This is a genomic window from Pirellulimonas nuda, assembly GCF_007750855.1.
In the GTDB taxonomy this organism is placed as follows: Bacteria; Planctomycetota; Planctomycetia; order Pirellulales; family Lacipirellulaceae; genus Pirellulimonas; species Pirellulimonas nuda.
In genome coordinates this window covers 3,896,485-3,908,527 of the sequence record NZ_CP036291.1, presented here as the reverse complement: position 1 = coordinate 3,908,527, position 12,043 = coordinate 3,896,485, and the positions used below count along the sequence as shown (strand labels likewise).

The 12,043-nt window shown below is 68.0% G+C and carries 6 protein-coding genes; 1 reads left to right on the top strand and 5 read right to left on the bottom strand.

Features of this window, described 5'->3' with window-relative positions; genetic code table 11:
- The first annotated feature begins 53 nt into the window (after window positions 1-53).
- Window positions 54-974 (top strand): N-acetylglucosamine-6-phosphate deacetylase, encoded by a 921-nt coding sequence (locus Pla175_RS15205; protein ID WP_145286711.1) that lies wholly within the window; start codon window positions 54-56, stop codon window positions 972-974.
- Between the two features lie 56 nt (window positions 975-1,030).
- Here Pla175_RS15205 and Pla175_RS15200 read toward each other — a convergent pair whose 3' ends face one another.
- From Pla175_RS15200 to Pla175_RS15180, 5 genes are all read right to left on the bottom strand, one after another.
- Window positions 1,031-2,473 carry a DUF1501 domain-containing protein gene (locus tag Pla175_RS15200; protein WP_145286708.1) on the bottom strand — a complete coding sequence of 481 codons (1,443 nt, stop codon included), beginning with the start codon at window positions 2,471-2,473 and terminating at the stop codon, window positions 1,031-1,033.
- Between the two features lie 62 nt (window positions 2,474-2,535).
- Window positions 2,536-5,193 carry a DUF1549 and DUF1553 domain-containing protein gene (locus tag Pla175_RS15195; protein ID WP_197526873.1) on the bottom strand — a complete coding sequence of 886 codons (2,658 nt, stop codon included), beginning with the start codon at window positions 5,191-5,193 and terminating at the stop codon, window positions 2,536-2,538.
- Between the two features lie 242 nt (window positions 5,194-5,435).
- A complete protein-coding gene (locus Pla175_RS15190; protein WP_197526872.1) occupies window positions 5,436-7,436 on the bottom strand; it encodes an alpha/beta hydrolase family protein in 2,001 nt (666 codons plus the stop codon).
- 268 nt (window positions 7,437-7,704) lie between these two features.
- A complete protein-coding gene (locus tag Pla175_RS15185; RefSeq protein WP_145286697.1) occupies window positions 7,705-11,115 on the bottom strand; it encodes a sulfatase-like hydrolase/transferase in 3,411 nt (1,136 codons plus the stop codon).
- A gap of 216 nt (window positions 11,116-11,331) precedes the next feature.
- Complete coding sequence (locus Pla175_RS15180; protein ID WP_145286694.1) at window positions 11,332-11,757, bottom strand: hypothetical protein; 426 nt, start codon at window positions 11,755-11,757, stop codon at window positions 11,332-11,334.
- Between the last annotated feature and the right edge of the window lie 286 nt (window positions 11,758-12,043).

Genomic DNA, 12,043 nt, shown 5'->3' with positions numbered 1-12,043 from the left:
GACTGCTGGCGGCCACGCCGCCCCGCACACAACACCTTGAGGGACTCGGCGCGATGCCTGACCAGTTCGATATCCAGGTGAACGGCTACGCCGGCGTCGACTTCAACTCCGATAGCATCGGCGTTGAGGACATCGCAGCCGCCTGCTTGGAGTTGCAGCGCGACGGCGTCGCCTCGATCTTGGCGACCGTCATCACGGCCAGCCCCGAGCGGATGCGCGGCCGGATCGCACGGATCGCCGGCGCCGTCGCGGCGTCGCCGGTCGCGGCGCGTGTGATCCACGGGATCCACGTTGAGGGGCCCTGTATCAGCCAGCAGCCCGGCTACGTCGGGACCCACCCCGCGGCCCAAACGCGGGACGCCTCTCCAGACGTTATGCAGCCGCTCATCGAGGCGGGGGGGGGCCTGGTGAAGCTGGTCACCCTCGCCCCCGAGCGGGACGCGGGGCACGCGACGACGCGTTGGTTGGCGGACCGGCAGATCGTGGTCTCCGCGGGGCACAGCGACGCCACCCTCGACCAGTTGCGGGGGGCGATCGATCAAGGGCTCTCGATGTTCACCCACCTGGGGAACGGCTGCCCGCTGACGCTGGCTCGCCACGACAACATCGTGCAGCGCGTGCTAAGCCTGGCGCCAAGCCTGTGGACCTGCTTCATCGCCGACGGGATCCACGTTCCCTGGTTTGCGCTGCGCAACTACCTGAAGACGGTTGGTGTCGAGCGCGCGATCCTCGTCAGCGACGCCATCTCTGCCGCCGGGAAGGGCGCGGGGCGGTTTACGCTGGGTGACCTCGAGGTTGTCGTCGATAACAACCTGGCCACGTGGTCGAGCGATGGGCAGCGCCTGATGGGCTCGGCCTGCCCGCTCCCCACGGCGCTCGAGAACCTGGTGCGGGAAGCGGGGATCCCACGCAACGACGCCCGACGCATGGCGGGGGCTAACCCACGGGCCGCCCTTGGCCTTGCCGCGCCGTGAACGGGGGGGGCGGCGCGACCGGGTTCGCCGCTTGCCGCTCCCGGTACAAACGCCCCTCACGCCAACAACTCGTGCAGCACCCTGGCCGGCTTGCCGTCGGTCAGCGTGTAGGACTGCCCGTCGGCCTTGTAGGTGAGCGCCTCGTGGTCGAGGCCGAACTGGTGGAGGACCGTGGCGTGCCAGTCTTCGGCGGTCACAATGCCGTCGACCGCCTCGTGACCCCACTCGTCGGTTTCGCCGTGGATGAGGCCGGCTCGGAACCCGCCGCCGGCCATCCACATGCACCCCGCCTTGCCGTTGTGGTCGCGTCCCCAGGCGGCGTGATCGCTCGCCCCTTCGGCGGTGGGCAGCCGCCCCATCTCGCCCCCCCATCGCACGATGGTCGTGTCGAGCAGCCCGCGTTGCTTGAGATCGATCACCAGCGCGGCGGTCCCGCGGTCGGTCCGCAGGCAGGCCTGCGGCAGGCCCTTGATGATCCTGCCGTGGCTGTCCCAGTCGATGTCGCCGTTGCCGTCGTGCAGCAGTTGGACAAAGCGGACCCCCCGTTCGACCAGCCGCCTGGCGATCAAGCAGCGCTCGCCGTACTCGGAGGTGTCGGGGTTGTCTAAGCCGTAGAGCCTGCGGATGTGCTCCGGCTCGTCGGCCAGGTTGAACGCCTCCTTGGCCTTCTGCTGCATGCGGGCCGCGAGCCCGTACGACGCGATCCGGGCCTGCAGGTCGAGCTCGGCGGGGTGCTGCTGGTAGTGGGATTGGTTGAGCTTCTGCAGCAGGGCCAGTTGCGACTGCTGGGCCTGGCCCGCCAGGTGGGGCGGGGGGTCGAGGTTCAGCACCCGCGGCTCCGCGTTGCGGACCTGGGTCCCCTGATAGATGTTCGGCAGGTAGCCCGCGTGCCAGTTGGCTTCGTTCAAGTACGGCAGGCCCCCCTTAGCCGTCAACGACACGTAGGCCGGCAGCGAATCGTTCTCGCTCCCCAGGGCAAACGTCAGCCAGCTCCCCAGCACCGGCCGCCCCGGCGTCGGGCCACAGGTATTGGCCAGGTAGGCGCCGCGGTCGTGCGCGTTGGTGCCGAACTGCATCCCCCGCAGGTGGCACAGGTCGTCGACGATCTTGGCGGTTTCGGGCAGCAACTCCGAAACGTCCATGCCGCACTGGCCGTGCCGGCCGAACCGCCAGGGGCTGCCAAACACGAGGCCGGAGTTGCCGGCGGTGTTCCCTACGCTGACCTCGCCTGGGAACCGCTCCGCGTGGCGCTTGGTGAGCAGCGGCTTCGGATCAAACAGGTCCATCTGGCTCGGCCCGCCGAACTGGAACAAGTCGATCATCGCCGTCGCACGGGCGCCGTGCGGCGGCGCCTTGGGCGTCAGGTCGTAGATCGCGTCGAACGCCGGCTTGACCGGCGTGCGGCCCGCCTCGGCGGCCAGCAACCCGTCCCGCTCCAGCAGCCAGGGTAGCGCGATCGACGCGGCCGAGATCCGGCTGAGGAATGTTCGACGGTGCATGGCAGCAGGGGGGGCCGGTGGGGTGAACGGCGCCGCCCGTCGGCAAGCCGACGGGCGAGCGTTCAGGGGATGTAGAGGAACCGGTTCGAGGCGAAGACTACCTGGCAGAGGGCCGACAGCGCGCGCCGCTCCGGCGATCGCTCCGATTCAACCGACGCCTGCTGCCGACCGAGCGCTTCGACAAAGACGACGGCGTCTTCGAGCTCCGGGCCGGTGGGAGGGGCGCCGTAGGCCAGCCGCCATAGCTGGCGGACCTGCTCCGGGACGGACCCGTCGTGTTCGGCGATCAAGCGGTCGGCCGCCGCGTCGCTCTCGTCGACGACAAAACGGTCGTTCAACATCATCAGAGACTGCGGGGCGACCGTGGTTACGGCCCGCTGTGTGCAGTTGGGGGTCATCGTTGGCATGTCAAAGGCGGCCAGCACGCTGAGCGGGCGCTCGCGGATGGCTTGCACATAGACGCTGCGCCGGTGCGCGTCGTCGATCGGCAGGACGGTGTGGACGACTTTGTTGCTGGCGTTGACGAGCTCCTTGCCCAGCACGATCCCGCCACGCGGGTCGCGGGCGACGGTCGCCGGTCGGCCGCCGAGGGCGCCGTCGAGCTGTCCGCTGACGGCCAGCACACAGTCACGGACCGCTTCTGCCTCCAGCCGGCGCAGCGAGGCACGCGCCAGCAGCCGGTTGCCCGCGTCGATCGCCTCCGCGGCCGGGTTTGTGGCGGACTGTTGGTACACGTGCGACGTCATCACCAAGCGATGGAACTCTTTGAGCGACCAGCCGTCACGAACGAACCGGTCCGCCAAGTAGTCGAGCAGGTCGCCGTAGGCCGGCCGCGGCGTCCGCATGCCGAAGTCGTCCGTGGCGGCGACCAGGCCCGCGCCGAAGTGGTGCTGCCAGAACCGGTTGACCAGAACCCGTGCGACCAGCGGGTGCTTGCCGCTGGTCAGCCAGCGGGCGTAGGCGAGCCGCCGGCCCGTGGTCGGGAGCTCCGGGTCATTGGCGGGCAGCTTGGGCCGGTCGCGGATCACCGTGAGGTCGCCGGGGAGCACCTCTTCTCGGGGGTCGGCGGGGTTGCCGCGGTGGTGCCGACGCGTCTTGGGAACCTGGCCGGGGACCTCGGTCGCCGCCATGAACACACGGGAGAGCTTGGTCGCGCGGATCGACTCTGCCTGTTCGAGCAGCGCGACGCGCTGTGCTTCTTGTTCCTTGCGGCCCGGCACCGAGCGCAGGTGGGTGGACGGCCGAAAATCACAGTCGTGCTCCTTGAGCAGGCGCTGCTCGTCTTCGCTGCGCTTGTCCGGGCTCTTGTTCCAGGCGACTCGGACCTGCTCTTTGACCCGCTCGTCCTTGATGGGCGCCATGCGTTCTTCGAGGTACTTGGCGTACTCGCGCGCGATGAGCGCCTCGCACTCTTGGTCCACTTTGATCGCCCGCTGTTCGATCACGTCATTGCTGGCGATCTCCTCGGGGGTGTAGGCGGCGATCAGGCGTTGGTCGGGCTTCCGCCAGGCCTGCACGTTGTAGACCGGGTCGATTAGCGCCCGCAGCCGGAAGTAGTCGCGGTGAGAGATCGGATCGAAGCGGTGGTCGTGGCACTGGGCGCACTGGACCGTCATCCCCAACAGCGCCGTGCCGACTACCCGCACCCGGTCGGCCAATGCTTCTTCGCGCACCACCGCCGCGTCAACGCCGCTGTCGGCGCTGGAGTCGGGGGGCATCGCCCAGAACCCGGTGGCGGCCAAGGGGTCCCAACGCGTCGCGTCTTCGATCGGTTTGCCGGCGTCGGTTTGGTCGACGCCGACGAGCTCGTCTCCGGCAATCTGCTCCAGCAGGAACTCGTTGAACGGCTTGTCGCTGTTGTAGGAGTCGATGACGTAGTCGCGGTAGTGCCAGGCGTGCTCGCGGGGCGAGTCTCGCAGCCCGCCGTTGGAGTCGGCGTAGCCAACCACGTCCAGCCAATGCCGCCCCCACCGCGGGCCGTACGCCGGGTCGTCCAGCAGGCGGTCGATGGCCCGGGCCCAAGCGCCGGGCTGTTGGTCGTTCAGGAACCGGTCGACCGCCTCGGGGGTCGGCGGCACGCCGAGCAGGTCGAGCGTGGCGCGGCGGATCAGCGTCACCCGGTCGGCCGGCGGGGCGGGAGCGATCCCGACGGTCCGCAGCCGCTCCTGCACGAAGGCGTCAACGGGGTGCTCGGCCAGGCCGGCCGGGGGCTGCCGGGCCTCCACCGGCTGGAACGCCCAGTGCTGCTGCTCTTCTTCGGTGATGTAGAAGTCGGGCAGCTCCTCTGGCTCCGGCCGTGCGGTCCGATGCCCCTGGGCGAGCCAGCGACGGATCAGGTCGACGTCGTGCGGTTCCAGCGGCTTGCCGTCTAGCGGCATCGCCCCGGACTGCACCATGCTCAGCAGCGAAGATCCCAGCGGATCGGCCTCGTCGATCGCGTGCGACGCGATCATCCGTCGCACCTGTCGGAGGTCTACGCCCCCCTCGATCGTCTCGTCCTCGCCGTGGCAGTAGAAGCAGTGCGCCTTCAAGATCGGGCGGATGTCTGACTCGTACGAGAGCGGCCCGCTCTGGCCGTCGGAAGCGGTAGCGCTCGGGGCTGCCGGGTCAGCCGCCAGCAGCGGGCCAGCGCAGAACAACGCGAGCCCCAGCAGCGAGGCAATCGCGGGTCGCCATCGACCGCGGCTCTCGCTGCCGGCGCGAACAAGATCTCGTCTCAAAGGTTCGCCGTTCCACATCGGACCAGCACCTCGTCAGATAAGTGGGTTGCGATTGCCGCGGACCGCGTCAATCCTCGTGTTGTTCTACTGAAATCCCGCGGCGGAGTCGAGCTGCCCGCCGGATCGCGGCAGAAATCCCCCGGTGTTTTTGCAGCGAATCTCGCAAGCGGACGCGTTTCGGCTACCGTGCCGCCGGGGAGCGGCAGGCGATACGTCAGTCGCCGGGGCCTCCGGCCGTCGCGTCACGGCGCCTCGGGCGAATAGCGCTCGCCGAGCGCACGCCGGATGTCGGGCAGGTCGTACCAATGCAGCGCGCCCGGCACGACGTGGTCGATCAGGTCGTACTGGTCTGCTCGGGCGACAACATCCCGGGCGAAGCTGTCGATCGCGTCGCGTGTCGAGACGCGCCCCACGCGGTCGCTCAGCAGCGCGGCGTGCAACGCAACCGGGCCGCCTACCCCGATCCCTACCAGATCGATCGGGCCGCGATCGACCTGCTCGACCCCCCGCAGCGCCTCGACGGCCGCCAGCACGTCTTCGACCCGCTGACCGAGCAGCGGCCTGCCGAGGTGGAGCGACAGCATCCCGGCGCTGTAGTTCGAGCTGCCCCCGTAACGACGCTTGTTTTGGTGGGCCAAGTCAACGGTTTCGCCGACGCCGCGCACGTCGATCGCCAGCACTACCCGGCCCCGATCTGCGAGCGCGTCGATCGCCCCTGCCGGCGCCGCGTCTGCCTGCTTGCCGTCGCCGTGCACGTAGACCACACCGGGGCGCCTTGCGCCTGCTTCTAGGTCGCTGGGCAGAAAAAGCAGCCCCGGGACGGGGGGCTCGTGCGGGCGTTCGATAAGCACTTTCGTGATCCGGCGTCCGTCGTGATCGACCTCCCCACGCTCGACTAGAGAGACCGATCCGACGGGGCGCAGCCCGAGGAGCTTTGTCAGCTTCTGTTGCTGGTCGGCGAGGCGCGGCGCCCGCCAGAGGTCTTGCCGTTGGGGCGCCAGCCGCTCGGCGCTGCCGAGCAAGACGTCTGTGACGGTCTGTTCGTCGGCAAAGTGAGAGACCGCCTGCCCGGTGGCCGTGACGTAGAGCTCTTCGTCGGGCAAGACCTCGGACTCCGGTTCGACCACGGGGGCGTCGTCCCCCAGCAACCAGCGCTTCATCCATTGCACCGCCGCCTCACGCCGGGGCTTGCTGAAGCCGTGTTCATCGGCGGCGACAAACAGGTCGACGCGTTCCGGCTCGTCGAGCACTTGGTAGACACGTTCCAAGTAGCCGAACGACTCGCGCGTGGCGTGGATCGGAAAGAAGTCGTGCTCGGCGGCAAGCAGCCGCGTGGGGCGGGGCGCCCGCATGACGGCGAAGCTGACATGCTCAAGCCCCCCCGCCGTGTCGCCCGATAGCTGCTGACAGCCGTCCTGCTCGCCGATGGGGCTGTGGAGGATCGATTGCTGCGAGCACAGAAAGCAGGACGGCGCCGCGGGGCCGATGCGCGGTTCCATCGCCATCAGGTAGAGCGACTGCGTGCCGCCCCCGGAGTTGCCGGTCAGGCCGATCCGGGCGGGGTCGACCTCTTTGCGAATGACCAGGTAGTCGACGGCGCGGACGTTGTCCCAGAGCTCCCAAACAGCCGCATCCAACCCCAGCATCATCAAGCCGTTGTCCAGCAGCGAGTGCCCCGTGGTGGCCGATAGCGGGAGCAGCTCGCGGCCCGAGTCGACCACCTGCAGGCGTTCCCCCTGACAGATCGGGTCGACGATGAGCGCGGCGATGCCGTGCTGCGCAAGCAACATGCACAACTGCTGGTACGCGGGGCTCGCCTTGCCGTTCTGCGTGTGGCCGCACGGGACCAACACGCCCGGGACCGGCCCGTCACGCTTCGGCAGGTAGAAGTTGGCCGTGACGTGGTGGTGCGGGCGGCTCTCGAACGCCACCCGCTCAATGACGTACACGCCTCGGTCGATCCGCCCGGTGACGAGCGGGTTCAAAGGGGTCTTGGCGGGCAGCCCGCCGATGGCCGCCGCGAAGCTTGCTTTCAGCTTCGCCTGATAGGCCCGCAACGCGGCCGGCGAACGCAGCGCTTGCTCGCGCTCCGCACGCTGCTGCTCAAAGCGGCTGTCGAGCTCCGCCATCAGGTACCGGTGCAAGAGGCCCCCGCGCTCGTCCCCCAAGACATCGAGGTCCCCCGCGAAGACCGGCGGCGTCGCGCCCCACGCCCAGGCCGCGGCAAGAACAAGCACACACATAGCTGGGCGGCGGTGGGGCATGGCGGGTAGCCGGTCCTGCGCGAGAGGCTGGAATCAGATGAAGAGGTAGGCCGATCGGCCACGCTCTATTGTTCTTGGCTGGGCCGGCGCAGCAAGCGGGGCCCTAGAGGCAGTCGTCGGCGCCATGGGGAAAGCCGACATCGGCTCTGCCGGGGCCGCCGTACCCCGGTGAGTGGATGGCAGGGCCCACTCACGCTGAACCTGCGCTAACCCGCGACAGCGGTCTGTGTGCAAGCTGCCCTTCCGCTCAGGGACGGCTAGGAGACCGGCCGGGCGTTGCTTCGCGCCGTATCGGCCCGGCCATCAGACCGCCAGCTATGCAGGCGATCAGCAGGGCCGCCGAGGCCGGCTCGGGAACGTTGGGCGAGGCGTTCAGACCGCCGAGGGCGCCGCTGCTGGCGCCGAAATTTGTCTTCCAAGCGGCGTACTCTTCGGCGTCGACCGTACCATTGGTGTCGCTCGCGTAAGAGACGCCCGGGAGCACGCCTACCACGGCGCCCAGGTTGTCGCGCCACACGGTATAGTCGGCGGCGTCGACCGTGCCGTCGCCGTTGAAGTCGCCTTGCAGGGCGCCGGTGAAGTTGGCGTACAGGATATCGAGGTCGACGTCGTCCACATCGCCGTCACCGTCCAGATCGCCGTCGATATAGGTCTGGCCGGTAACGCCCGAGCCAGTGAAGCCGGCTAACGAGATGGCCACGTCCGCGTTGTTCACGACGCCGTCGAAGTCGACGTCGCCCATCAGCGCGACCCGGACCAGGACGTCGGTCGGGGTGTAGAGGACCGCGAGCGCCAGGCCGGCCCACGCGGCGTCGACCCCGCTGACGGATTCAAAATGCCCGGTCAGGCCGCTGCTGGTGATGATGGCGATCTCATCGCTCAGTTGCGGCGTGTAGCCCTCGACGATGGACAGGGCCAGGGCGCCGGCGAGCGTAACGTTCTGGGTGACGTTGAGCTGATCGAAGGTCTCGTCCAGCGGGTCGGTGTTGTCGACGCCGCCGAGATCAATCTGGATCTCGCTCCCCGCGAGTTGATAGAAATCGCCGTCCAGGGCGAGCGCGCCGGTGAGGTTGAGCACCGGTTCCGGCTCCTGGCCCCCGCCGAGGCGGAAGTGGCCGGAGAGGTTGGCCGCCACGAAGTGGGTGTGGCCGGTGGAGACAGGGTCGCGATCCTGCCAGGCGTAGAGACGCACATCGAGTGAAGTGACCCAGTCGCCGCCGGTGTAGTCGGCGGTTAGTGTGGCGGGGTTCGCCAGGTTCGGTCCGCCTTGGTTGGCGTGTTGAATGCTGGTGGTGACGAGCGCTTCGCTGCTGGCGAACCCGTCGATGCTCGTAAGGATGGCGTACTCCGACGGCGCGTTCTGCCCGTTTCGCCAGAAGGTAAAGGACACCTCGTCCAGCAGCATCTCCAGGCCTGGCGCCGGCGCGACGACGAACCCCATGTAATCGTTGGCGGCGATCGCGTCGTCGAGCGCGAACGTCTCGAAACCGTTGGTGTTCCACTCGTTGCCCTTGTTGGTCCCGCCGCCGTTGGGCTCCCGGAAGCCGACGCCCGAGCCGTTCTGAAACCCCTGGACAACGGCGAGCGACGGATCGAGCGTCGAGGTACGGGTGAGCGGAGAACCAAGCGTGCTCGACCCGGCGTTGTTGTCCTGCGCCCCGCTAAAGTTGAAGGCCAGCAGCGTGGCGGGGGCGTCGGTGAAGTCGTCGGGCGGGGGCGGGGGCGGAGGAGGCGGGGCGCTGACGCCGACCGGCTGACCCGGCGCTACGACGCCCCGGTTGTAGAGGTTCCCGCTCATGGCGCCCTGTCCGGCCAACTCCCCGCCGGGCAGCACGTCGATCCAGCGTGCCGAGTGGAGCGCGGCGTTCTGCAGCACGACGCGTCCCCCCGTGTTGACGCGCACCTCGTTGCGTCCGCTTAGCGAGCCGCCAGACTCGACGATCAGTGTCTGGGTGTTGCCATTGACCCCGGCCACCTCGACGCCCAGCGTCTCGATAGGTCCGTCGGCGAACGCCGTCGCGTCGCCAGAGGCCGCGCCTGCAAGCAGCGCGGACCAGGTGTCGTTGGGCGTGCCGCCCGGCCCCCCCGCCGAGGTGACCTCCCAGCTCGCCGCGTTGGTGACGCGGTCGCCGTCGCCACCTACCCAGTCGCGGTAGCTAGTGCCGTACGCGTCCGGTTTGGCCGCCCCCTCGGCGAACGCGAGCGCCTCGAGCTCGGCGACCAGGGCCGCGTTGGCCGCCAGGTCCAACGGGTTGGCTTCGCCGACGTCCGTGGCCAGGTTGTACAGCTCGTTCACCCCGTCGCGTCGGCGGATGAGCTTCATGTCGCCGACGATGATCGTCCAGTCCGTGTCCGGCTCGCTCAGCCAACTGGGTTGGTCGTTCTCAAACAGCAAGCCCTTGCGTAGGCGCTGCTCCCCCTCGCCGGTGAGCGTCGGGAGGATCGACACCCCATCGATGCCGACGCGCGGCAGCACGCCCCCCAGGTCGGCCGCGGTGGCCTGGAAGTCGGCCAGGTCGTTCAGCAGGTCCGATTCGGCGCCCGGGGCGATCGTGCCGTTCCAATACGCGAACGTGGGCATCCGGATGCCCCCCTCGTACAGGTCGCGTTTGCCGCCGCGCAGCACGCCCTGGATCTCCGGGGTGTTGATCCGGTTCTCGCCCATCCCCCCCGCGGGCCCCGCGCCGTTGTCCGAGGTAAAGATGATCAGGGTGTTGTCGAGCACCGAGTCGTCCTCGAGCCCGTCGCCGTTGGGGTCCTTGAGCCGTTCGATGATGGCGCCGACCGACGTGTCCATGCGGGTGATCGTGGCGGCGTAGTCCTTCTCGATGCCGTCGAGGTTTGGGTCGTTCGCATAGACGCCCCTGCACGCCGGGCCGATGACGTCGCCGTCGATGTTGCGGAACTCAGGGGCCGTGGCCACGTGGGTCAATTCGAAGTGGACCGCGGTGTAGTTCAGTTGAAGGTAGAAGGGGTCCTCGCCCGTCGCTATGTCGCGGATGTACCGCTCAGACTCTCGGTGGATCAAGTCGGTGAGGTATTCGGGCTCGCCCCCCGGTCCCCCGTCGTTCGCCGTCAGAACCATATCGCCGTTGGCGTTGGTCTCCCACACCCAACTGTAGTAGTAGTCGTGGGCAGAGCCGTGATTCAGGTGGCCGTAAAAGCGGTCATAGCCTTGGTTGTTGGGCAGATCGCCTTGCGGGTCGTTGCCATAGAACGTCGGCTGGGGGTCGTCGCCGAAGAGGTCCCGCTCGCCCGTCGCCCCCCAGCCCAGCTTGCCGATCATCGCGGTGCTGTAGCCCGCAGACTTCATGACCTCGCCGGTGGTGACATCCTCCGCACGCAGGCCCGCGAAGAGGTTGATGTTGCGGTCGTTGATCGCGTGCCCGTTGTGGGCGCCGGTCAACAGGCTGGCGCGGCTGGGCGAGCAGACCGTCGAGGCGTACGAGCGGTTGAGGATCATCCCTCCGGCCGCCAGCGCGTCGAGGTTCGGCGTCTGGATGTACGTGAGGCCGTTGTTGAACCCCACGCTGCCCCAGCCCAAGTCGTCCGCCAAGATATGAATAATACTGGGCGCCGACCCTTGGGCGGCCGCCCCGCCGGTCAACCCACCCAGGCAGAGTACGAGCGCCGCGATACGACGGCTGTGCTTCATCATGGCGCTGTCACACTCAGATTGCACCGGCAGGAGAAACAAGAAGTTGGGAAGAGTCCGCTCCGTCCTCCGTAGGCCGCTTGTCGGCAGACGAAGAGCGGCCGACTTTCATGCTTTGAACCCGGGCGGTATGCGGAAGCAGAGGTGGATTGGTGGGTAGACCGTCACATAGCAAGCCACACCAACCAACCGCCAGTAGCTACGAAGAAATGCGTCCAGCTACTTTCCGCCGGGATCTTTCGAGGTGAGGTTCCACACGAAGTGTTTGCTTTCGGGGGAGAGCTCCTGGGTCAGCTCGCTTCGCTCGTTGTAGCGTTTGGGGAGGTACTGCACTGTCTGCGGTTGTTTCTCCTCGGGGAACGCGGAGTCGATAGAAATCATCTTGCCGGTTTCGCGCATGGCTTCGATGCTGACCCGGTACTCGCCGGGCTTCGGGCCTCTCTCGGCGTCGATGGTGAACCGACCGTCTTGGATCCTGGCGCCAGCCGAAGGCCCGTCGCCCAGCGGCTGGAGGGTCAGATAGCCGTCTTTGAGAGGCTCGCCGTCAAAGGTGACTTCCCCGGTGATCTTTAGTCGACCATCTTTGGGGCCGCCGCATCCGATAAGAGCAATCGCCGTTAGGGCGATCAAGATTCCACGTAGCATGTGCTTCTCTGCAGGGCAGTTCGTGTCACTACTCGCCGATGATTCCACTTTTTTGCCCTACGCCCGGACCTGCCGATGTTGATCCGATAGGCGTTCGGCAGTGCGCCAAGCGGTCGATCGTCGGGCCAGTCCTTCGTCGGGCCGGTCCTCTCGCGGCAGGTGCAGCATCGATGAGCGGCAGGGGCTGATGGCGGCAAAAGCTTTAGGCCGTGGCCTCCATCTCCTTGGGCACGATTAGCCTTGCGCCCCTCGGGCACGCGACGCAGCAAGGCTGATCGTGACGCGT

What these genes read in the sequence shown, in the direction of transcription:
- Pla175_RS15200 (WP_145286708.1), bottom strand. Translation starts at nt 2,473, where the DNA reads ATGCACCGTCGAACATTCCTCAGCCGGATCTCGGCCGCGTCGATCGCG.
- Pla175_RS15180 (WP_145286694.1), bottom strand. Translation starts at nt 11,757, where the DNA reads ATGCTACGTGGAATCTTGATCGCCCTAACGGCGATTGCTCTTATCGGA.
- Pla175_RS15190 (WP_197526872.1), bottom strand. Translation starts at nt 7,436, where the DNA reads ATGTGTGTGCTTGTTCTTGCCGCGGCCTGGGCGTGGGGCGCGACGCCG.
- Pla175_RS15205 (WP_145286711.1), top strand. Translation starts at nt 54, where the DNA reads ATGCCTGACCAGTTCGATATCCAGGTGAACGGCTACGCCGGCGTCGAC.
- Pla175_RS15185 (WP_145286697.1), bottom strand. Translation starts at nt 11,115, where the DNA reads ATGATGAAGCACAGCCGTCGTATCGCGGCGCTCGTACTCTGCCTGGGT.